Here is a 21,473-nt window from a genome sequence, read left to right as displayed (position 1 = left end):
TGAAGACAAGACGATCAAACTCTGGAATCTAGAGACAGGAACCGAAATCCGCACCCTCAAGGGGCATGAGTCTCCGGTCTTGAGCGTCAGTTTGAGCCAAGACGGCAAGACTTTGGCTTCTGGTAGTGATGACAAGACGATCAAACTCTGGAATCTAGAGACAGGAACCGAAATCCGCACCCTCAAGGGGCATGAGTCCTTGGTCTATAGCGTCAGTTTGAGCCAAGACGGCAAGACTTTGGCTTCTGGTAGTTATGACAACACGATCAAACTCTGGAATGTAGACACAGGAACCGAAATCCGCACCCTCAAGGGGCATGAGTCCTTGGTCTATAGCGTCAGTTTGAGCCAAGACGGCAAGACTTTGGCTTCTGGTAGTTATGACAACACGATCAAACTCTGGTATGAGAACACAGGCTGGGGATTAGACGCTTTAGTGGGACGCAGTTGCGATTGGGTACGCAATTATCTAACCTATAATCCTACAGTCAGCGAAAGCGACAAGCGGTTGTGTGTCGGCATTGGTACTCAAAAGTGATAAATTTATGATCCAGGCAGGCAAGATGCCCGCCCCACAAGAGAAGATAATTAACTCAAGGCTGAAAGCAAATCACTGTGCGCCTTTGCCAACGCCTCCGGTAACTTACTCGCATCACGTCCGCCGGCTTGGGCTAAATTCGGTCTACCACCACCGCCACCGCCGCAAATCTTCGCTACAGCACCGACAAATTTACCCGCTTGCAGTCCCTTTTTATTCACCTCTGCACTGAAGGCTGCAACTATACTCACCTTCCCAGCTTCCGGGACTGAACCCAGCACTACTGCACCGTTACCGATTTTTTGCAGTAACCTTTCCGCCGCAGTTTTCAAGGATTCCGGGTCAACGTCTTCCATTTGCGCTACCAAAATTTGATACTCGCCTACAGATTCTACTGTTTGCAGCAAACTATCTGATTTAGCGAACTGACAAGTCAGCGCTGGCGCTATCGCCAATTGTGATTTCAGTGTGGCTAATTGTTTCTCAGCATTTCTCAGTTCAGTTTGCAGAGTGGTAATTCTCTCTGGTAATTCTTCTGGTTTAACTTGAAAGCGACTTTAACTACTTGATCGCGAACATTGAGATCATCTAAAATCGCTAGGCCAGACACAGAATGCGTTACTATCGATTTAGTCAGTTGTGGAATCAAAATTGATTGTGGCTACACCACTCAACATAAACGAAGCCCTACTACAAGAGGCATTGGCACTTGACGACCACGCGTCCATTGATTCTCTGGTGGAAACTGCACTGCGCGAATATATTCAACGTCGTAAGCGGCTCAAAGTGTTAGAACTCTTTGGTACTATCGATTATGATGCAGACTATGACTACAAACACCAACGTCAGCAGACATGAGCGTTATTGTTGATACTTCTGTTTGGTCTCTGGCTCTGCGTCGTAAAACGCCACCTGATTCTTCCCCTACGATCACAATATTGCAGAATTTAATCACTGACAACCAAGTTGCTTTTTTAGGTGCAATTCGCCAAGAAATTCTTTCTGGAATCCGCAATTTTGAGCAGTTTACCCGTCTGCGAGATTACCTTCAAGCCTTCCCAGATGTAGAACTCATACCTGAAGACTACGAAATAGCCGCAGAGTTTTTTAATACCTGCCGTAGTCAGGGTATTCAGGGTTCAAATACTGATTTTTTGATTTGTGCCGTTGCTTATCGTCGCAGCTACAGCATCCTCACAACTGACAATGATTTTCACGGTTTTCGGATGCATATTCCGATTATTCTATTGCCCGTTGATGGTTAGACAAAATCCTGACAAACTTTATGGGTAAGACTACTCTCATATATGGGAGAACGGTAAAAGCTTCAAATGTGATCATTTTGACGTTTAACAAGTTTTGGTTTAGGAATTGGTTGAGAAATTGGGGCAGTATTTTCCGGAATCTTATAATTAGCTACAGCTTCAGCAATTAACTGTACTTGCCTTTCTGTTAAACACTGAGGACAACTAACCATTGTTTGTAGCAGTGCGGGTACACCTTGAAAAACTGGTACTGAACAATTATTAACTCCTAACCATTTAGCTATGGGAAACACCACAGGAGCGTAAATATAACTATCAGGAAGATTTGGAACTACAGAATTTATCCATCGGCTAAACATTTTTTGATGATAAGCACTTTGAGAAGTAGGACTATTAGATATTGCTACCCAACTGTTGCCTTCTCGGCGTTTCCATATATCCTGGTATGCAGTAAATGAACCTTTCCAAGTTTTTATCTCTAATAAAAAAATGCCTTTTAACCCGATAATTAAATGGTCTATTTCCGTTAAACCACCTGAATTATTAGTGGGAATTAAAGCATTGTTGAACATCACCCATGTATCAGGGAAGGCTTGCATAATTGCTGATACGCCCCACTCCCCCATACTGCCTTGAAATTGATTTTTAGCTTGTTTAAATTCATATACAAATGAACCTAATTTACCTAATAAATTATTACCTAAAACTTGATTAACTTCTTGACGTTGAGCAGATTTTTTAGCATTGATTTTTTCTTTAAATCTTGCCCTCAGTGTTGATGATTGTTGTAGAACTTTCATAAGAAATTATCCATTTCTATACTTTTATTAATCCATGTACACGTTGATGCAGCTTAATTTTTATATACCCATAATGATATAGAATTTCCTAATCTAAGAAAGTACAAAATTATCTGCGTTTATCTGCGTCCATCTGCGTTTAAAAATATCAAAGGCAGGCAAGATGCCTGCCCCACAAGAGAATATAATTAACTCAAGGCTGAGAGTAAATCACTGTGCGCCTTGGCTAACGCCTCTGGTAACTTACTCGCATCACGTCCGCCGGCTTGGGCTAAATTCGGTCTTCCACCGCCGCCACCGCCGCAAATCTTCGCTACAGCACCGACAAATTTACCCGCTTGCAGTCCCTTTTTATTCACCTCTGCACTGAAGGCTGCAACTATACTCACCTTCCCCTCTTCCGGAACAGAACCCAGCACCACTGCACCGTTACCGATTTTTTGCAGTAACCTTTCCGCCGCAGTTTTCAATGATTCCGGGTCAACATCTTCCATCTGCGCTACCAAAATTTGATAATCGCCTACAGATTCTACTGTTTGCAGCAAACTGTCTGATTTAGCGATCGCCAATTGTGATTTCAGTGTAGCTAATTGTTTCTCACTATTTCTCAGTTCAGTTTGCAGAGTTGTAATTCTCTCTGGTAATTCTTCGGGTTTAACTTTAAAGCGATCGCTTAAATCCTTAACTACTTTATCGCGAACATTGAGATAATCCAAGATCGCCGGGCCAGATACAGCCTCAATCCGTCGCACCCCAGAAGCCACACCCGCCTCGGAGATAATCTTAAAGATGCCAATTTCCGCAGTATTACTTACGTGAGTTCCACCGCAGAGTTCCATTGACACGCTAGGAAAATCAATCACCCGCACTTCTTCACCGTATTTTTCCCCAAACATTGCCACAGCACCCCTAGCCTTAGCCTCTGCTATAGGTAATACTTCTATGTTTGCAGTATGTGCCTCAGTAATCCAAGTATTTACCTGGGCTTCAACTTGTTCCACTTCTGCTGCTGTCAAACCACGGGGACAGTTAAAGTCAAAGCGCAATCTATCAAAGGAAACCAGGGAACCGGCTTGAGATATACTATCATCCACAAGTTTCTTTAACGCCGCTTGCAATAAATGGGTTGCCGTATGGTTAGCTTCAGCGCGACGACGACAAGCCCGATCAATTTGAGCAGTCACAGCATCTCCTACTCGGATTGTACCGCGTTCGATGCGTCCAAAGTGGATAAAAAAATCAGATTCTCTTTTCACATCTTCCACACGCACCACCACACCATCACCGGAGATATAACCTTTATCCCCAATTTGTCCCCCAGACTCGGCATAAAATGGAGTTTGATTGAGAACAATTTGAATTTCTGTTCCTGCTTCTGCTTCTTCGTGGGCAATGCCATCTATTAATATGGCTTCGACGTTCGCTGTCCCCGCAGGTTGGGTATAACCGATAAATTCCGTCGCTTGGATGTGTTCGGCTAACTTATCCAGGGAACCTTGCACAGTTAAATCAATGGTTTCGTGGGCAGCTTTGGCACGTTCCACCTGCTTTTGCATTTCGGCATTAAATCCAGCTTCATCCACAGTTAGCTGATTTTCTTCTGCAATTTCTTGGGTCAGTTCTAGGGGAAAACCAAAGGTATCATATAAAGTAAAGGCACTTTCACCGCTAATAGAGGTTTTGCCTTGCTGTTTCACCTCTTGGATGATTTCCTCTAAAAGTTTCTCACCTCTATCCAAAGTTCTGAGGAAATTGGCTTCTTCCCGTTGCAGTTCCGCTTTAATTGCTGCTTCCCGTTGGCGGACATTGGGGTAAGCTGATTCTGAAAGAGAAATTGCAGTTTCGGCAACTTGGTTAATAAATTCACTGGTAATTCCCAATAATCGCCCATGACGAACCACTCGCCGAATTAAGCGCCGCAGCACATAACCCCGTCCCACGTTGGAGGCGCGAATTTCATCGGCAATCATTTGTACCACAGAACGGACATGATCACCAATAACTTTTAAGGAAACTTTGGTGGTTTCGTCGCTTTTGTGGTAATCAATTCCGGCAATTTCGGCTGCTGTCTCAATAATCGGGAAAATTAAATCAGTTTCATAGTTATTCGGCACTTGTTGGAGGATTTGCGCCATCCTTTCCAAACCCATGCCGGTATCAATGTTTTTGTTTTGCAGAGGTGTTAATTTACCTTCAGCATCCCGGTTATATTGCATGAATACCAGGTTATAAAACTCGATAAACCGGGTATCGTCTTCTAAATCAATGTTTTCATCTCCCAATTCTGGGTGAAAATCATAATAAATTTCTGAACAAGGGCCACAGGGGCCTGTGTGTCCAGATACCCAAAAGTTATCATCTTCGCCCATGCGCTTAATTCTGGCTTCCGGTACGCCAATTTCATCGCGCCAAATATTATAAGCTTCATCATCATCTTCAAAGACGCTGACAACTAGCTTTTCTGGTGGTAAGCCGAAAACTTGAGTTGATAATTCCCAGCCCCAGGCGATCGCTTGTGGTTTAAAATAATCCCCAAAGCTGAAGTTACCCAACATCTCAAAAAATGTATGATGGCGTTTGGTGCGTCCCACGTTTTCGATATCGTTTGTCCGGATGCACTTTTGGGATGTGGTAGCGCGATTAAATTCTGCTGTGCGCTGTCCCAGGAATATCGGTTTAAATGGTAGCATCCCCGCAATTGTCAGCAACACAGTGGGATCTTCCGGGACGAGGGAAGCGCTGGGGAGAATTTGGTGTCCTCTTTCGGCAAAGAAGTTCAGGAATAAGTCGCGAATTTCGTTACCGCTAAGTTTCTGGGGATTAGAAGGCATGGGTGGAAAAGTAGTTTCAATAGTCGTTTTTACAGAAAAGTATGCCGCAGGATCGGGCATCTATGCCATAGGTGAGTTGCGGCTGGGATAGGTATATACTGCGTGTATTTCTATCAGTAGCTTTATACAGCAGCTTGCTACTGCGTTTGGTAAATCAAAAGATCATGAACCACAGATAAACACAGATGTAGACGTGTAGCGGCTACCCGCAGGGTAAACAGATAAATACAGATAAACTGCTTTATATATATATTTTGGCATTTTGTTTCAGTTTTCTGCCAGATTTTTTTGCCAGTGGGGAGTTATAGTTATGTCCAGCCATTGGTACTGCTCTATCTGTGAATTGCACAATTACCTAACTTCAGTCAGATGTGCGATCGCTATTTGTATGCATATTATTGGTTTAATCAACAACACTCAAATTCATCTATCGAGGTCAGTCATGGTACTCAAACTAAAAGTCCCGGATATTGCTTGTGATGATTGTGCGGCAAAAATCACCCAATCTATTCATGTCATGGAACCTAATGCTTTAGTCGATGTCGATGTTCAAGATAAAACAGTCACTGTGCAATCTTCTGCTGCTGAGGAATCAATTAAACAGGTAATTGTTGCTGCTGGTTTTCATATTGAAGGCTATTGATGATCACCGGAAAATTTTGCCAAAATTTAGATATAGAATTAGTTAGATCAAAACTAAATAATCCTGCTATTGGCACTCATTTAATGAGCGGAAGCAAAAAACTTCTGCTCTGGGATATTTATGTATATTCACTCAGCTATTTGATAAAAATTCAGATTTTACAGCCAAATCAACCCATATTATCTCAAATTTCACAAAACAAAATAAAGCTTTATATTTTACAAAAATTATTTATATTTCTCTATAAGAAATTTTAAAATAATAGGTAAATACAAGGTTTGTGATTGTGTAATTTTTTGGGATCACTCATGATCTGAAATGACACTAATACTTTTAAATCAGCGGAAAATGTTCCGTATTTCTACTGTTAAAAAAACCTAAATAAGAACAGAAAGTAATTATGAGTATTCACCGTTATCGAAGTTGCATCATAATATATAAGTATTTGAGCTATTGAGAGTTTATACTATCAAAATAGTATAATTTCCTTTTGATACAGATACTGTCATATTTGCTATTCGCAAAGAAACAGGAAAATTTAGCTTAAAATAGGGCAGAAATCACAGTTATGAAAATTTCTATTCTAGTGTTTGGAAATCAGAACTTTCTCGAGACACTTCCCGATCATCTCCTGGAACTCAGCAATTTTACTATAGAAGTGATCATGAATGTCAATCAGGCAGTGTCGCGCATTCAACTGGCACCGCCGGATGTCATACTTGCACAAGCTAGTCTAGTTGGGAGTATGGAACTCTGCCGGTGGCTGAAAACCCAGACTCAGCTATCCTGGATATACTCTATTTTTCTAGAAGATCGTCTCCAACAAATTGCTGCTAGACAAGAGCATGACTGGGAGTGGGAATTAGAAATGACTGCTACTGTACTCAGACAAGGAGCAGACGCTTATGTTTGGCAGCTTTCTGAGGCAAAGACAGAGCCTAATTTTACAGATATAACTGCACATCATACTCTATTGGCAGCTCACTTGATGGTAGGTGTGCGGAAAGCCCAGAAATACCGCGATTTGCTGCGGACAAATGATCGATTGTCAACCATGGCCTTAGCTGATTCGTTGACAGAGATGAATAATCGCCGGGCTTTGGAATGGGAATTACCCAAACAAATTAAATTAGCTCGGATTCAAAACATTCCTTTGAGTTTAATTATTTTAGATGTGGACTATTTTAAACAAGTTAACGATACCTATGGGCATTTAGTTGGCGATCGCCTTTTACAATTACTATGTAACCGTCTGCGAAATAATCTGCGGACTCAAGATACTCCCTTTCGTTATGGTGGAGAGGAATTTGTCGTGGTTTTAGCTAACACTGCTGGCGAGGAAGCCTTGCTAGTGGCGAAACGGATCAATAGTATAATTAGCGAGGAAGCCTTTAAAATCAACACTAAAATAGCTATTAATCTCACCATTAGCTTGGGTGTAGCCTGTCTGCAAGCACAAGATGATGATCAGGGGTTAGATTTGCTACATCGTGCTGATCAATACTTGTTGCAGGCTAAATCTGCTGGACGTAATCAAGCTATTGGGCGTGACTATTCCTCCTCTGTTTCGCCTCTCAAAGCAGTTTCTTCATAGTTACGCGTCTGTTCCAGAGGTTCAGGGAGCAGAATCATTAATTATCCGCTGACAATCGCTCACAGAGGCGCGTTGTTGCATGGATTTGACTAAAGCTTCGTAACTCGACCAATTTTCTTGCAGTAAAGTTTTGGCTTGCAGAAGATGAAACCGTTGTTTCTGTTCAGAAGCTGATTGGGAAAAACCTAAACCCGCTAAGACTCCTGCTAGCTTGCTGCGATCATCAGCCCCACCTTCAGCATGATTAAAAACTAAAGTTTCCGCCACAATACCCGCCATCCAAATTGTACAATAGCGGTCTATGATCTGGGCGCTGATTGTCCCCCGTTCTAATTGAGATGCTAATTCAACATCTTCAAAACTCACACCACCTTGTCCCGGTTGTCCTTGTTTCCAAGCTTCCCAAGCACTGAGTGTATAGCCAGTTACCGGAATATCCAGTAGATGCGCTGTGAGAAAATGACCGGCTTCGTGGTGGATAATGCGATCGCGATGTTGCCCAGAAAAACCAGCAATCCAATCTAAAATTATCGTACCGCCCTGTCCTTGCAAACTGAAATTATCAAAAGTGGCTATTCCCAAAATTGCGAAGGTAGCCAGTGCTGGTACGGCTGGAGACAAATGAATTAATGGCCCCAACAGCACGGATAAAGTCATGAAAAAAATCGATATAGCAACTAAATTTAAAGCAGTTTGACTCATGCGGTTTTTTTAAATGCAGTTTAATCCTGATTTATCTCAATCATGTGAGATGCTTTGAGTTCTTTGCACTTAGCCTCTGCCGCCTGATAAGCTGCTAAATATTCCTGACCACCCAGCATGACATCACCGTAATATTCATAAGGTGCATCACCATAGATTGGTAATGGATCATCTTCTGGATAATCTTCTTTTGATTCTTCAATAATCGCTTGCAGTTGCTTGATACTAAAGCTTTGGGCGGCGAAGTACCAAAGTTCTTCGGGGGTTTTGTGCAGGTGTGGTAAAGTAGGATCGATAATGCTGCCCACAGAATCATTTACAGCAGCATCGCTGAGTTCTATCCAACCATGTTCAATGGGTTCTGGCATTTGGGCAACAGCTAAAAATCCCTGGACATACTTGGCTTTCTCTGTGGCTAATACTGCTTTGTAAGCATTATTAAATGGCTTATTAGCTTTGCTTTTTATGCTTTGGGCAATTTCCATTGAAAGCTGTTCATTCAATGCTTTGTTCATCTACAGCGGGGATTAGAGCAATGACAACCATATTTTATCACCGTTTATCCGCAAAAACTGAAACTGTCTGGACTAGTACAAGTCGGCGGCAAACTGAGGTACTAAAGCCTTTAAAGCTTTACCTCGATGGCTAATTGACCCTTTCAACTCCCGCGACATCTCTGCAAAGGTCAATTGCTTTTCTGGAACGTAAAATATAGGATCGTAGCCAAAACCACCTTCGCCACGGGGTGCATGAAGAATTTCGCCGCGACATATACCTTCTGATTCTAAGGCAATTGTACCATCAGGACGAGCGATCGCCACGGCACAGACAAATTGTGCTTGGCGATTGACTGCGTTACCTAATTCTCGCAATAGCCTAGCAATGCGTTCTGAGTCGCTGCTGCCATAACGTGCCGAATATACGCCTGGTGCGCCATTCAGGGCATCTACTTGCAAACCCGAATCATCAGCGATTGCCCATTGTCCTGTGGCTTGAGCCACTTGGGAAGCTTTCAGAGCGGCATTAGCGGCAAAGGTTGCGCCTGTTTCTTCAACTTCTAATTCTTCTGGTTTTAGTGTTAATTCCCAACCAGAGTTTGCCAGATAAGCTTGCAGTTCCCGCAGTTTACCGGGATTTCCTGTAGCTACCACCAGTAATTTAGTCATATTTTTAGTTCACAGTTAACAGTTAACAGCAGCCACAGATTACAGACAGCTGTTAACTTCTATTAGAGATTTTCAAGTTATCCATATTGTGGGGTGGACATCTTGCCCGCCCTGATGGAGGGACGGGTGGGGACACCCATCCCACAACAAAATTTGTCATGTTTTTTATTTGGAGTTTCCTTATTCTGCCCAATTTTTCGCCCAAGCCAGGGTTTGATGCACTTGTTCCAGTGTGGCGGCTTCGCAATACAAGCGTAGTACTGGTTCTGTGCCGCTAAACCGAATCATTAACCAGCTATGATCAGCTAGGCGGTATTTATAGCCGTCTATGGTTTGGCAATCAATTACAGGTTGACCGGCAATTTCTGTTAATGGTTGGGTTTGCAGTTGTTGTAAAAGACGCGATCGCACGTCCATACTGGCTAAAGGTAAATCAATCCGATCATAAGCTGAGGTGAAACCTGTTTGCTCTTGCAAGGAGCGATAATAATCGCTTAAATCTAAATTAGATTCCACAATCGCCTCTAGAACATACAGCGCTGATAGCAGTGCATCACGTTCCGGAATATGGCTACCATAACCGATTCCTCCCGACTCTTCCCCACCTAACAATACATCTGCAACTAACATTCTATCGGCGATGTATTTATATCCTACGGCGGTTTCAAAAAGTGACAAGTTATGCAGTGCTGCGACACGGGGAATCAAATCAGAACCGCTGACAGTTTTGACGATTTCACCGCTAAAGCCGCGCCGGAGGGTTAAGTGATCGATTAATATGGGGATTAAAATTTGGGAACTTAAAAAGTTAGCGTTTCCATCCACTGCGGCGATGCGATCGCAATCGCCATCGAATACTAACCCCACTGCTAAACCTGATTTATCTGTTTGGCGGTGAGTTTTGATCACCGAAAATAAACGAGATAGGTATTTTGGTAAAGGTTCTGGCGCACCACCTTCAAATAAAGGATCGCGATCGCTGTTGATTTCTTGGACACCATCGCCCAATAATCTAGCTAATCCCCCAGCTGCCGCACCATGCATGACATCAGCAAATAATGTCAGTTTACCAGAGGCGATCGCTGCTTGAATCTTAGTAATATTTACCTTAGCTTTTAACGCTGTGATGTAACTCGGCCAGGGATCAAACGGTTGTTGTTTCCCAGGGGTAGCCACTGCATCAGGTACACCAGCAGATAATAACGTTTCTATTTCTTTAGTCACTTCTGGCGGTACTGAACCACCAAAGCAACCCTTGACTTTTAAGCCTAAATATGTTCCAGGGTTATGACTAGCTGTAATTACTAGCGCCCCCAAAGCATTCAGTTCTTTAGCCGCCCAACTAAAAGCCGGAGTTGGGGCATAACTTTCGCTGAGTAAAACATCAAATCCGATAGCGGTGACAGAATCAGCCACAGCACGAGCAAAATCTTCCGCCATAAATCGGCGATCGTAGCCGACAATAATTGTTTTGCTACCAACTGTAGAAAAATATGTATTATGTAATACTTGTGCAGCAACTGGTGCGACTAGGGCTAGGCGTTCAAAGGTGAACTCATCACCAATAACCCCCCGCCAGCCGTCTGTACCAAACTTAATGGAGTTAGCAGCCACTGGCATGGAAATATCCCAACTGTTTACGAGAGGATTTTAGCATTTGTGACAGACATCAACTCAAAAATTCAACTTCTCAGTCACCATCGGGCAAAGCCCAGGTAAATTGTGGTGATGATGGTGTCAATGATTGGGCATTTAAGGCTTGATTCAATTGGTCTGGTGACAAAGACTTTAACAAACTGAGATTTAAGGGAGCTTGGCTGAGATATTGGGCATAAGATGGTTGTAAATAAGGAGCGTATTCAGAGCGATTGAGCAGATGAGTTTCCCAAAAAGCCACATTCAAGGCTTTGAGATAATCATAGGCTGGTGCAGGGTTCGGACCCAGTAAAGCGGGTGGTATCGGCAACACACCATTTTCGGGAGTTGGTTCCGCGATCGCACTAAAATGAGTTGCGTTTTCGATTAATACCAAGTACTTATTTGGAGTAGCCAGCCAGGTGAAGGGGCGAACCTGCTCAGATACGATGGGGGTAGCAATATCCTGACTACTTGCAACTAGCATCACAGGAACTTGAATTTGACTGATCTGACTTTCACCAAAAATTGAGCTAGATAAAGGATTAATGGCAACAACTGCTTTAATCCGATCGTCTTGGAGTAGGTAATTTTTTGCTTCTAACTCAGTGACTTGACACTGCAAAAACAGTGATAAATTAAAAGAGGAAATATCGGCACCACAATCTTTTTGCAGCTGCTGAAAATTAATATTTGCTCCTGCCAAAGTTAAAACAGTATAACCACCAAAAGATTGACCAATTACCCCGACTTGCTGAAGATTCAGTTTTCCTTGAAGTTCAGGATTTGATTTTTCCCGGCGCTCAAGTTCATCGAGGAGAAACTTAATATCCAAAGGTCGGTTAATAAATTCTTCTGCTTCTAATGGCCCCGCTAAACCTGTTAAGTAGCGCTCAACTCGTTCAGCATTACTCCCAGGATGTTCTAATACAGCCACTGCAAAACCGTAGGATGCTAAATGTTCAGCCAAATAAGCAAAAGAAGAACGGTCGGAAGCAACACCATGAGAAATCACAATCACAGGAAAGGGCGGTGAGGAATCTTCTGGGCTGGTTAATGCTGTTGCTGCTGGTAAATAAAGATCAGTTGGTATAATCCGAACTGACGAGTCAGCGCTAGCGCTAGCGCGAGACTTATCCGTGAGAATCAACTCAGTTCGTTGCCAAGTAAATGAACCAGGCGATCGCAAATCTGGCAATTGAGCAAAGTCAATATTAGCATTGTGAGCTGCTGCGTTGAGGGAATCAATAGACTTAGCGCTGGCGATCGCTTCTTGTTGAATCCAAGTCACAACCTCATCCCTTTTCTGTAATACTTGCAATAAGTCATCGACTATCTTTAGCCCCTCTGTAAAATTGAGCCGCACTGTCCGGGAGGGAAACTGACGCAGCAAATTCGTCACTGTTAACCCTTCTGGATCAGCAGCAGCCAAGATCAAAGCACTTCTGAGGGCAAAAAAGCCATTTTGCCTAGATTCATTGCGGAGTAAGCTTCCTAAACCTTGTATGAGGTCTTCGCCTATAGGGGAGTAAGTCACCTGAGACACCAAGGTAGGAGTGACATTAAACCGCTCCTGGAGCAATTCTCGTAATTGCGCCAGTTGCTGAGGATTGGCACGGCCAGCATAAAACGCCAATTCATCCGTGATTTTGCCTTCTTTCGCAAATATTTCTAAAGAGTCAACACTGAGGGAGAACTCACCAAAGGGAGGGTAAAAAAAGCTAATCCGTTCCGCCCCCAGTCCGGGGGTAGCAGTCAGAAACGTAGATAGCAGCCCTAAGCTTAAATATCGCCAAAGTTTTTTCATCAATTTAATAAAATTAATCTATATATTGGCAAAGTTCACAAAAATGAACTTAATTGCAGTATACCTTCTTAAAAGGAAAGCAAAAAGTAGCCAAAAATATAGGGTTGACAATCATGCCCCCCCTGTTAAAATACTAGTTGTCAGCTGATTGTTACGGCTTGGGTTTTTGCCCTTTAGAACAACGATCAAACCACTCCTGATATTTTTGCTGTAGCGACTCATCTGTAACAGCAATGGTGATTTTCACCTGGTGACAGCCGTGATTGTGTTCGAGAGCGATCGCATTTAAAAGTAAACTAGCAATTTTCGGTGAAGTAAAATCACCATGCACAGTTAAATGACCATCCAGAATTGTCCCTTCATGACTTTGTAACGCCATCAACTCAATCCCAGAAATATCACCTTGGCTTAAGTCAATTTCAGCAAGTTGTTTATTTTCTGAACCAACTTGTTCCACAATTAATTTTTCCCGCCGCACAGGTACTTGCACCATGCGAGTTTCAATTTCTTTGCGAACAATCACCTCACCAATTTTGTGTTTCCTGCTATCAGCTATCAGTCGTTCTTCTATTAAACGCACAATATTTTCTTCATCAACTTCCCCTGCATTCGCTGTGTCCAATTCACTTGTGAGCATTTGTTTATTCGTAGTATCCAGTTCAGTGAATTTATCTCCTGTTCCTTGACCGTTTGGTGTTTCTGGTTCTAAATATTCAGGCATAAGCTCTACTTCTGATTTGTCTATATCTAGGAGAATAGATTGAGTTGAATTGTCGATTTTCTTGATTTTTTTGCTCAACAATAAAACTAAACGATGTGAGTTTACATCTGGTGTACCATGCTTGAGAAATTTTTCATTCGCCTGTTGAAATATAACTAAATTCAACCGCCGATTAGCATCCAAAATTAAATCTTTGACTTTCCCTACTATTTGACCTTGCCTATCAGTAACAGCAAAATCCCGGACTTTGTTTTTTAAAGTTTCTAGCAAAGTCTGGATACTAGCCTTCTGCTCTACTTGTTTAAATTCATTTGCCATTGGTTGGCTATTCATAAAAAAAAATGATGAAATGCTTTTATAAAAACTAGTTATGTCCAATTCCTAGAAATATTTATAAATCTCTACTTTTTCGATTGGTTTATACAAATTCAAGCCCAAGATAACTGGTAATTTTTGCCATTTATTTAATTTCATTCCTCAACCCAATTTACTTTAATTAAAACTGGGGATGATTACAAGTACAGGTAAAGCTAATTTAAACAGCCCCACCTGCACTATATTTAATTAGTCATTCGTTCGTGGCTAATTGCTGTTTGATCATTGATTAGCGTTCCTCAACTGGAAGATTAGGAGTATTCACATCTAACTCTTCGCGTCGTACAGTTCCTTGAGTCTCAACTGTCTCTTGGTCTACAACCTTTGTCACTCTGACTTCTTCACGCAAAACTGCCTCTTTGCGAACATCAGCTGTTTCTTCATGGAGTTCTACACGAGTAACTTCGCCCTCGCGGAAATTAGCTTCCTGAGCAGAAACCACCCTACCCGCATCTTCTGGAGTAATCCGCTCAATCACAACATGCTCTTTTTCTACCGGAACTGAAATTCTTGCAGTTTCACTTTCAACGTGCTTACCAATTGCTACTTCTCCAGTTTTATGGCGAACTTTATTAGCAATCAGCCGTTCTTCATACAATCGTAGAGTTTGATGGTCTTGCTGATTTAGGTTGTACAAATCAGGTTCTTCTGCGTAAGTATAACTGTCACGGTTGTAACTTGGCTTAGTCGTCGCCGTCGCCGTCCGGGTCGATGCGTCTACAGGTCTGGTGCCATACTTATCATCACGATAAACCCCACGCACCTGTTCTTCATAGTCGTAATCAAGTGTTCTACCTTCTTCAAATTTCGGTAAATCTTCCGCTTGTTCTCTAGTCATACCAATGGCATAGATGCGATGAGCATCATAGTCAATGCGGGAGCGTCCAACTGGTAGTAATACTTGTTTCCCAAATATCCAAAAACCTAAATCAACAATTAGATAGCGAAAATGCCCTTGTTCATCAACTAAAACATCGCTGACCGTGCCAATCTTTTCATCAGTTCTGTCTGTGTAGACACCTAGCCCTTTAATGTCATCACCTTGCATAGTTTCGTGGTAATTGGGATCAAAATCTGCTAACTTGTGAAGAACCATGACATTTTACCTCTGAGTTTTCATACCATCTCTTAACAACTAAGATAAATCTTCATTGGCGGCTTTACCTCCTACTATTGAATGACTTTTTGAAATTATTCAACATCAAAAGTTATAGATATTTTTCCCATTAATTATATGTAAAATATCAAAATCATCTGACTCTGCTGATAACTAAACAAATTTCCCAAAAGTACAGGCAGAGTTAAAGTTTTCCCTGCCTGCATCATTTAAGATAAATCTCCAAAACAAATTTTTTACTCAGATACTCAAACAGATTCCTCTCTTTTTGTACCAGTTTCATCCACATGCAATTCGCCTGTAGTATCAATATCTAACTGTTCTCGGCGAATTGTGTCTTGTGCTTCTACTGTCTGCCGGTCTACAATTTTTTTCACTCTAACTTCTTCGCGTACAAACGCTTCTTTACGAATTTCCGGGGTTTCTTCGTACAATTCGATGCGTGTTACTTCCCCTTCTTGAAATTTGAGTGCGTTCGGATCTACAACTGTTCCTGCTTCTGTTGGCGGAACTCGTTCAATCAAAACACGTTCTTTTTTCACAGGTACTGTCACCCTTGCCGTTTGTGTTTCAATATGCTTACCAACTGATACCTCCCCAGTCTTGACCCGATGCTTGTTAGCAATCAATCGTTCTTCATACAGCCTGAGAGTTTGATGATATTGTTCATTTAAAGTATATAAATCTGGTTCTCTTTCGTAAATAGATGTCTGCCGATCATCAGATTCATATCTGCTGTGAGGACGAAAAACATGACCTACCTGTTTTTCATAATCTTCATCAACAGTCATGCTCTCTTGATATTCAGGTAAATGTTCGACTTGTTCTTTACTCAATCCATCAACATAAACACGTTTAGCTGGATAATTGATGTGAGAAAGCCCTATTGGTAGTAATATCTTCTTACTAATAGAGTCGAAGCTAGTGTCAATGACTAAATACCGAAAACGTCCATCTTGGTCAAGTAAGGCATCAGCCACAGAACCGACTCTGACTCCTCCTTCGGTGTAAAGTTCTAAAGTTTTTACATCATCACCGCCAAAGGTTTCTCGGTAGTTAGGGTCAAAATCTTCGAGTTTGTAAAGAGGCATAGGTTTCAAGTTGTCGAATATTTATCTCTATCAGCATAAATATTATTACCTTGGTTTTCCTCTGGCTGGCGGATGAACTTAGGGAATATCTTTTATGGGGCAAATCTCAATAATTTGCAATTCCCTAGTTGGATATAACTTAATATTTTTATTTTCCCTCTATTCCAATATTCCATAAGTAAGAGAAAATAAATCCTTAGTGAATATAATTTACGAGTAAACTTCCATACCCAGCATTGAAGTTCTCCATCATAGGACTGATAACTGTTACCTGATTAAACACTTTAACTCAGTAGCAGGAAATTTGCTGATCACTCCACCAAAGCGATCGCATAGTCCAAGAGAAAAGGGGTATTAGTCTCGCGCCCTTTCCCCTAGACAAAATATTGAGTTCGTGCCATTAGAAAAGTCGAAAAATAAACGGATAACGGAATGGTTGATCTGGCTGGTTGAAACAATGCAACAGCGCCCAAATTGTCAATCCCCAGTGTAGAGCAAAACCCAACGCCACCAAGGGAAAAAATAAAAGTCCTCCCAAGCCAAAGGTGAGGAAAGATAGAATCCCCATTGGCACACCAATTACAGTTGCCCAGAACCAAACATTGAAGTGAAAATTAATCGATTCTTTAGCGTTGCTTTTCACAACTGGGTCGTCAGAAATTAGAGTAATGACAATAGGAACCCCAATAGAGAATAATGTTGTACTAAAGAAAATCGCCCCGTGAGACAGAGATGATAGTAATCTACGCTTATCAGGATCGTATTTAACTTGCATTCTAGTGTCCTCTCAACTTAGTTTATAACTCTGATTGTAACGAACACATAATATGTAGAGTAATACAGTTAACCGTACACTGAAAACTTTTCCCACCTTCCTTAAGATAAACTAGGATAGAAGATTTACTCAAGAAAGGTGATAAAAAATGAGTCGCATCAATCCCTACAAACTACAAATGCAGATTACCCGGATGTTTGAGCAAGGGCAATCATTCTTTGCCATCACCAAGGTGCAAGACTGGTTAAAAGAACGCAAACATAACCCATTAGATTATGATATTATTTTCCATCAAAAACCCGCGCCCCCTGGTTCCGAAGAAGTTATAGCAATAGAAATTGAACTACGCCGCAAAGATGGACAGCCTGTAGATCCTTGGTTACAAGAGCAAGCTAATCTTCACGGTTGATGGTTGCAAGCATAAATACTAGTAATATAAAATACTGGATCTAAGTAAGTAAGTGAGCAAGATTCGATGTAGATGAAGAAACATAAGTTCTCCGTAGGGTTTGTTATGCCGTAGGCTAACGCACCTTGAATTTTTAAAGTCTCTACTCCTCTAGGCTTTAACACGCGCACCCGAAGTATTGATGGTGCGTTGCGCTGCGCGACAACAGACCCTACAGTTAATTTTTCTTTACGTATTATAAATTTCGTGCCTATCTACTAAACATCACAGTAGATTCTAGCTTCCCGTTCCAGATCCTGAATTTCTCTTCTCCATTGTTCAAGCCTGTATTCTCGATCGCGCAATTGATTTGCTGTTGGGTTTCTGTAAGTTTCAGTTCCTGGGTTTGGGTTAACTCCCTGATTTTCCAGCCATTGGCGGCAAAAAAACTGCCAAAGAAATACATGATCGTGCTTATCGCCACCCAGAAAACGAATCCGTTTAACTGAAAGCCTTGATTCACCAAAAAGGATTTGTTGAGTTGTGGAATTGTGAGGAAACAGCCGCGTCTCACTACCTCTTCCACGAAAAAATTCGACCACAAACAAGTCACCAAAATCGAATATACAAACCTCCGTGGGATCACTACCATCATCCTCTAGTAGATCAACATCACCTTGAATTTGATATCCTATGGCAATTTGTGATGTGCTGGGTAACAAAATCCGAAGCCGTTCAAAGCGGTTACTGTAGTTAGCCCAAAATTCTCTGCAAATACGTAGCCTATTTGACTCGAAGGATTCTAAAGCAAGCCTGCTCAATATTACATCTACTAAGTTTTGGAAATCACCATAATTAATGCCTCCAATCCACTCTCGAAGTCTTTGCCTAGCTGGTTCGGAAAGTTTATACCAATTGTCACCATTTCTATAATTATTTCGTAACCAATCAACTAGGAAATAATGATTTTTTACTATATCATGAGAAACACGAGTGAGTAAATAATCAACAGCTTGTATTTGCTGACTATCTGACATTTCATTCAAGCAACTTAACAACCAAGTTACTTGTTGCTGATTTGGAGAAATGATTTTGATAAAATATGGTGTTATATATTCTATGAATTGGCTGAATAATGGAATATAAACTGGTAAATCTCTTTGAATTTTGTTGAGTAATTCCGTTTGATTAACACGCTGTTCACAAGCAATTTTTGCTAATTCTCTCCCTGGTTGTTGACTGCAAAGCGCCCGAACAATTTGAACTGGTAGGAGGTGATTAACTAAGTTAGAATTAGCAAAGACATCAAAAGATTCAGCTAGAGACTTGGCTAACACCTGTTCTTGCTGATCATGAGAATAAAGAGCTAAACGCCACAATAGCTGATGTTGCAACCATGAGTTAGAAATTGCTACCTTCCAAATGGCTGCTGATGTTTTCCGAGAACGGTCAGTATTTTGTTTATCCCACTGTGCTTTAGCATGGATGCAGTAAACCCAGTCCAACTGACATATTTGTTCAGTTTTACCCTGTTCAATAGCTGCTAATAATTTATCAACACTGGGGATTGATATTGTGGCATCTGGTAAGTTACTGGCAAGCTGAATCAGTTGATTAGGAATACATTGGGGAGGTTCAGGTAAGGAAGGAAGGAGAAACTGGAAATCCAAGATTTTTCTCCTTTAAAGAGAGGTTTCAGGAATATCATTTTTTAACTCATCATTACGAAACTGAAAGCGAAAAACTACCTTGCGATCGCCTGGATTATCTCGATTCTGGTCAGATTCAATTTCTCCACGACCAGCAGCTAATATTTTCTGGCTTAAAGCTGCTTTTGTAGGGAAACTAATATCAGAAAAAATGTATTTATACACTGACAAAGACCTTAGTAAACTCAGTTCCAGATTTATTTGTTCATCTCCTTCTGAGCTAGTATGACCTTCAATAACTACACGGCTAATTTCCTGATCAAATTCTTCTTTTGAGAAAATCACCCCACTGTAAACGGGAATAAAGCTGCTAAGAAAGGCTTTTCCTTCTGGTTTTAGTTCGGTACTTCCCCTAGCAAACAGAATTGATTCTTGAATACTAATATCTCCAGTTTCAGGATTGACTTTGACATTGATATTGTTACTTTTCATCTCGCCCACAACATTACCAATTATTAACCTTTTTGGGACATCTTTTTGTGCAAGCTGGAGTAATGTAGTGATAAATAGCAAAGCAAAAAACATGAGTAAACCAGACATCAAATCACCAATCGATAGATAGATGCTAGAGTCATCATCCTCTATAATCTCTCGCTCAATAAATTCGTCGCTGCTCAAATCAACCATGTTTATGACTCCATTGGTAACGCTGCTACCAGTACTTCTGCTGTTTTGAGTAAATTTCCGCAAACTCTAGCCATAGAAGTATCTGCTTGTTGGAAAAAGTTAACTTGTAAGTCAACAGTCCTTTGCATAGAACCTTCAAGATGACTTTGCCAAGCATGAAGGCTATTGTCAAATTTTTGATTCAAATTGCTGTATGAATTATCAACTTTTTCCAGTTGTTCCCCAATACCACGAGCTAGATTTTCTAGTTGTATGAGTCGTTGTCCATCGTTCAATCCAGCCGCAATCACTAATTTGTTAATTTGTGCGACAGATTCCTGAATTTTAGTCATACTTGCATCTACTGCTTGAGTCAATTCACTACGTCTTTGACATTCATCTCGGAAGACTTGATCAAGATGCTTCACAACTCCAGATAATCCTTCCTGTTGTTTGCCTAGTGTTCCCTCAAGTAAGGTGTTTTGCTCTTGAAAAAAAATCTGTAAATTCCTTTGATATTCTTCCCTAAACCTTGTCAAATCATCTTCCTGAGATGTTTGTTGTAAAACACCTCTTGTATCTGTTTTAAATTCATTTACACTGTCTCCCAAATTGTGAGCAAATTCTTGAAGTTGTACCAAAGTCTCTTGTTGAAAGTTCTGAATTGTCAGGATGGAATTTGCCAAACTTTGAGAGATTCCGCCGAGTTTCTGATGCAGATTCAGCACGGCTGTGGAAGCTTGCTGGGTTAACTCAGCACTTCTATCTAGTCGGTCTGCAATGGGTTCGAGTACCTGAATTCGCAAATCGTTAATGAGTAATTCTAAAACTCTCTGTCCCTGATTTTCTTGAAGTTCCCGAATTTTTTTCTGTTCATTGAATATTTCTTTTAAAAGTGGGAAAATTTGCTGCTTGACAGATTCTCCAATAGCTGAAGCTGACAAATGATTTAAACCTGCGAACTGTTCTGCTATACTCCTACCTACAGCTTGACCAATATCTTCTGCCTTTAGGTGTTTAAACCCGGTCAAATTTTGTGCTACAAGATTAAGTGCTTTAGATACTTCAAGGTTATTATCCTCTGCCGTTTTTAAAGTTGTAATATTCTGCAATTTTTGACGCAGACTTTTACGGCGTTTCTGCCGGAGCAAATCACTGCCAAACAAGACTAAAGTAAACAAGCTACCAGAACCAAGCCCCATCAAGGAAGTAGAAAAAGCTGTTTTCATTCCTGCCAATAACTCTGTACTGGCAGTCATGAGTTGTTTGGTATCTTGTGTAGATAAATCGATTCCTTGAAGTCCCTGTTGTATGCCATAGAATGTTCCTAAAACACCGATAGCCGTACATAATGTGGTCACAAAACGCAAGGAAGTTCGAGGGATTGGACGGGCTAACACAGATGGATACTTGATCAGTAAGAATTTGCCGTTTTTTTCCCTTTCTTTCCGAATTATATTTATATCTTCGGGATCTAAATACTTTTCTAACCACTCGTTAACTTTGCCTACAGGCTTTACATATTTACCCTTTTTTACTTTATTCAAAAAATCAATAGCGGCTTTAGTTGTCCCCAAATATTGCAATACTGTGTAAAATTCGACAACAATTGCGACTCCTAACACAACAGCAATTGCCCAATGAAAAAGTCCGTTATCCCAAATAATGTCCCAAAGTTTCGTTATTTCCACACTGTACCTTTGTTGTTTC

Annotated in this window: 20 protein-coding genes and 1 pseudogene; 6 read left to right on the top strand and 15 right to left on the bottom strand. The window is 41.2% G+C overall.

From position 1 onward, the window contains the following. A partial coding sequence (locus AACX33_RS15205; RefSeq protein ID WP_227789136.1) for a WD40 repeat domain-containing protein occupies positions 1–538 on the top strand: 538 nt, incomplete at its 5' end. A 50-nt stretch (positions 539–588) separates the two neighbouring features. Here AACX33_RS15205 and AACX33_RS15200 read toward each other — a convergent pair. Then, positions 589–1,151: pseudogene (locus AACX33_RS15200) on the bottom strand (DHHA1 domain-containing protein); the annotation flags it as partial. Positions 1,152–1,195: 44 nt separating this feature from the next. On the opposite strand from AACX33_RS15200, the gene AACX33_RS15195 reads away from it, so the two are divergent. Together AACX33_RS15195 and vapC are read left to right on the top strand one after the other, a co-directional pair. Further along, positions 1,196–1,396 (top strand): type II toxin-antitoxin system VapB family antitoxin, encoded by a 201-nt coding sequence (locus AACX33_RS15195; RefSeq protein WP_193996915.1) that lies wholly within the window; start codon positions 1,196–1,198, stop codon positions 1,394–1,396. Further along, the gene (gene vapC, locus AACX33_RS15190; protein ID WP_193996914.1) at positions 1,393–1,803 is read left to right on the top strand and encodes a type II toxin-antitoxin system VapC family toxin; all 411 of its coding nucleotides are present in this window, start codon (positions 1,393–1,395) and stop codon (positions 1,801–1,803) included. Before AACX33_RS15195 ends, vapC begins: the two co-directional genes overlap by 4 nt. 62 nt (positions 1,804–1,865) lie before the next feature. Here vapC and AACX33_RS15185 read toward each other — a convergent pair whose 3' ends face one another. Next, entirely contained in the window at positions 1,866–2,603 is a 738-nt protein-coding gene (locus AACX33_RS15185) for a nuclease-related domain-containing protein (RefSeq protein WP_193996913.1), read from the bottom strand. A gap of 188 nt (positions 2,604–2,791) precedes the next feature. Further along, positions 2,792–5,434, bottom strand: coding sequence for an alanine--tRNA ligase (alaS, locus tag AACX33_RS15180; protein ID WP_193997516.1), 2,643 nt, complete (start codon positions 5,432–5,434; stop codon positions 2,792–2,794). Between the two features lie 442 nt (positions 5,435–5,876). On the opposite strand from alaS, the gene AACX33_RS15175 reads away from it, so the two are divergent. Beyond that, positions 5,877–6,077: a heavy-metal-associated domain-containing protein gene (locus AACX33_RS15175; protein WP_193997515.1), complete on the top strand. Its 201-nt coding sequence runs from the start codon at positions 5,877–5,879 to the stop codon at positions 6,075–6,077. A 568-nt stretch (positions 6,078–6,645) separates the two neighbouring features. Then, positions 6,646–7,671 carry a GGDEF domain-containing response regulator gene (locus AACX33_RS15170; protein ID WP_193996912.1) on the top strand — a complete coding sequence of 342 codons (1,026 nt, stop codon included), beginning with the start codon at positions 6,646–6,648 and terminating at the stop codon, positions 7,669–7,671. Between the two features lie 21 nt (positions 7,672–7,692). Here AACX33_RS15170 and AACX33_RS15165 read toward each other — a convergent pair whose 3' ends face one another. The 9 genes from AACX33_RS15165 to AACX33_RS15125 all read right to left on the bottom strand — a co-directional run bounded on the left by AACX33_RS15165 (position 7,693) and on the right by AACX33_RS15125 (position 17,060). Then, complete coding sequence (locus AACX33_RS15165) at positions 7,693–8,373, bottom strand: ATP-dependent Zn protease (RefSeq protein ID WP_193996911.1); 681 nt, start codon at positions 8,371–8,373, stop codon at positions 7,693–7,695. Between the two features lie 20 nt (positions 8,374–8,393). Continuing rightward, entirely contained in the window at positions 8,394–8,888 is a 495-nt protein-coding gene (locus AACX33_RS15160) for a hypothetical protein (protein ID WP_193996910.1), read from the bottom strand. Between the two features lie 72 nt (positions 8,889–8,960). Continuing rightward, positions 8,961–9,539, bottom strand: coding sequence for an RdgB/HAM1 family non-canonical purine NTP pyrophosphatase (rdgB, locus tag AACX33_RS15155; RefSeq protein WP_193996909.1), 579 nt, complete (start codon positions 9,537–9,539; stop codon positions 8,961–8,963). 180 nt (positions 9,540–9,719) lie between these two features. Then, positions 9,720–11,159, bottom strand: a complete 1,440-nt coding sequence (locus AACX33_RS15150; protein WP_193996908.1) for a phosphoglucomutase/phosphomannomutase family protein — start codon at positions 11,157–11,159, stop codon at positions 9,720–9,722. Positions 11,160–11,229: 70 nt separating this feature from the next. Beyond that, a complete protein-coding gene (locus AACX33_RS15145) occupies positions 11,230–12,981 on the bottom strand; it encodes an alpha/beta hydrolase (protein ID WP_193996907.1) in 1,752 nt (583 codons plus the stop codon). A 151-nt stretch (positions 12,982–13,132) separates the two neighbouring features. Further along, positions 13,133–14,035 carry a YsnF/AvaK domain-containing protein gene (locus AACX33_RS15140; RefSeq protein ID WP_227789135.1) on the bottom strand — a complete coding sequence of 301 codons (903 nt, stop codon included), beginning with the start codon at positions 14,033–14,035 and terminating at the stop codon, positions 13,133–13,135. 271 nt (positions 14,036–14,306) lie between these two features. Beyond that, the gene (locus AACX33_RS15135; RefSeq protein WP_193996906.1) at positions 14,307–15,173 is read right to left on the bottom strand and encodes a DUF2382 domain-containing protein; all 867 of its coding nucleotides are present in this window, start codon (positions 15,171–15,173) and stop codon (positions 14,307–14,309) included. A gap of 269 nt (positions 15,174–15,442) precedes the next feature. Continuing rightward, positions 15,443–16,285 carry a DUF2382 domain-containing protein gene (locus AACX33_RS15130; protein WP_193996905.1) on the bottom strand — a complete coding sequence of 281 codons (843 nt, stop codon included), beginning with the start codon at positions 16,283–16,285 and terminating at the stop codon, positions 15,443–15,445. Between the two features lie 400 nt (positions 16,286–16,685). Then, on the bottom strand, positions 16,686–17,060 hold the full coding sequence (locus AACX33_RS15125) for a DUF4870 domain-containing protein (RefSeq protein ID WP_193996904.1): 375 nt from the start codon (positions 17,058–17,060) through the stop codon (positions 16,686–16,688). Between the two features lie 148 nt (positions 17,061–17,208). Here AACX33_RS15125 and AACX33_RS15120 point away from each other — a divergent pair, with 148 nt between their 5' ends. Beyond that, positions 17,209–17,469, top strand: coding sequence for a hypothetical protein (locus tag AACX33_RS15120; protein ID WP_193996903.1), 261 nt, complete (start codon positions 17,209–17,211; stop codon positions 17,467–17,469). Positions 17,470–17,726: 257 nt separating this feature from the next. Here AACX33_RS15120 and AACX33_RS15115 read toward each other — a convergent pair whose 3' ends face one another. From AACX33_RS15115 to AACX33_RS15105, 3 genes are read right to left on the bottom strand one after another with little or no spacing between them, the layout of a single operon-like run. Further along, positions 17,727–19,118 carry an EH signature domain-containing protein gene (locus tag AACX33_RS15115; RefSeq protein WP_193996902.1) on the bottom strand — a complete coding sequence of 464 codons (1,392 nt, stop codon included), beginning with the start codon at positions 19,116–19,118 and terminating at the stop codon, positions 17,727–17,729. A gap of 12 nt (positions 19,119–19,130) precedes the next feature. Continuing rightward, entirely contained in the window at positions 19,131–19,784 is a 654-nt protein-coding gene (locus AACX33_RS15110) for an OmpA family protein (RefSeq protein WP_193996901.1), read from the bottom strand. Positions 19,785–19,786: 2 nt separating this feature from the next. After that, entirely contained in the window at positions 19,787–21,454 is a 1,668-nt protein-coding gene (locus AACX33_RS15105) for a hypothetical protein (protein ID WP_193996900.1), read from the bottom strand. Positions 21,455–21,473: the final 19 nt, after the last annotated feature.

Source organism: Nodularia sp. LEGE 04288, assembly GCF_963896525.1.
Lineage (GTDB): Bacteria > Cyanobacteriota > Cyanobacteriia > Cyanobacteriales > Nostocaceae > Nodularia.
This window is presented reverse-complemented; position numbering and strand designations above follow the sequence as displayed.

Excerpts from the sequence above, each read along its gene's own strand:
- alaS (WP_193997516.1), bottom strand. The coding sequence starts at position 5,434 with ATGCCTTCTAATCCCCAGAAACTTAGCGGTAACGAAATTCGCGACTTA.
- AACX33_RS15130 (WP_193996905.1), bottom strand. The coding sequence starts at position 16,285 with ATGCCTCTTTACAAACTCGAAGATTTTGACCCTAACTACCGAGAAACC.
- AACX33_RS15145 (WP_193996907.1), bottom strand. The coding sequence starts at position 12,981 with ATGAAAAAACTTTGGCGATATTTAAGCTTAGGGCTGCTATCTACGTTT.
- AACX33_RS15110 (WP_193996901.1), bottom strand. The coding sequence starts at position 19,784 with ATGGTTGATTTGAGCAGCGACGAATTTATTGAGCGAGAGATTATAGAG.
- AACX33_RS15160 (WP_193996910.1), bottom strand. The coding sequence starts at position 8,888 with ATGAACAAAGCATTGAATGAACAGCTTTCAATGGAAATTGCCCAAAGC.
- AACX33_RS15140 (WP_227789135.1), bottom strand. The coding sequence starts at position 14,035 with ATGAATAGCCAACCAATGGCAAATGAATTTAAACAAGTAGAGCAGAAG.
- AACX33_RS15170 (WP_193996912.1), top strand. The coding sequence starts at position 6,646 with ATGAAAATTTCTATTCTAGTGTTTGGAAATCAGAACTTTCTCGAGACA.
- AACX33_RS15175 (WP_193997515.1), top strand. The coding sequence starts at position 5,877 with ATGGTACTCAAACTAAAAGTCCCGGATATTGCTTGTGATGATTGTGCG.
- AACX33_RS15185 (WP_193996913.1), bottom strand. The coding sequence starts at position 2,603 with ATGAAAGTTCTACAACAATCATCAACACTGAGGGCAAGATTTAAAGAA.
- AACX33_RS15125 (WP_193996904.1), bottom strand. The coding sequence starts at position 17,060 with ATGCAAGTTAAATACGATCCTGATAAGCGTAGATTACTATCATCTCTG.
- rdgB (WP_193996909.1), bottom strand. The coding sequence starts at position 9,539 with ATGACTAAATTACTGGTGGTAGCTACAGGAAATCCCGGTAAACTGCGG.
- AACX33_RS15120 (WP_193996903.1), top strand. The coding sequence starts at position 17,209 with ATGAGTCGCATCAATCCCTACAAACTACAAATGCAGATTACCCGGATG.
- vapC (WP_193996914.1), top strand. The coding sequence starts at position 1,393 with ATGAGCGTTATTGTTGATACTTCTGTTTGGTCTCTGGCTCTGCGTCGT.
- AACX33_RS15150 (WP_193996908.1), bottom strand. The coding sequence starts at position 11,159 with ATGCCAGTGGCTGCTAACTCCATTAAGTTTGGTACAGACGGCTGGCGG.
- AACX33_RS15165 (WP_193996911.1), bottom strand. The coding sequence starts at position 8,373 with ATGAGTCAAACTGCTTTAAATTTAGTTGCTATATCGATTTTTTTCATG.
- AACX33_RS15135 (WP_193996906.1), bottom strand. The coding sequence starts at position 15,173 with ATGGTTCTTCACAAGTTAGCAGATTTTGATCCCAATTACCACGAAACT.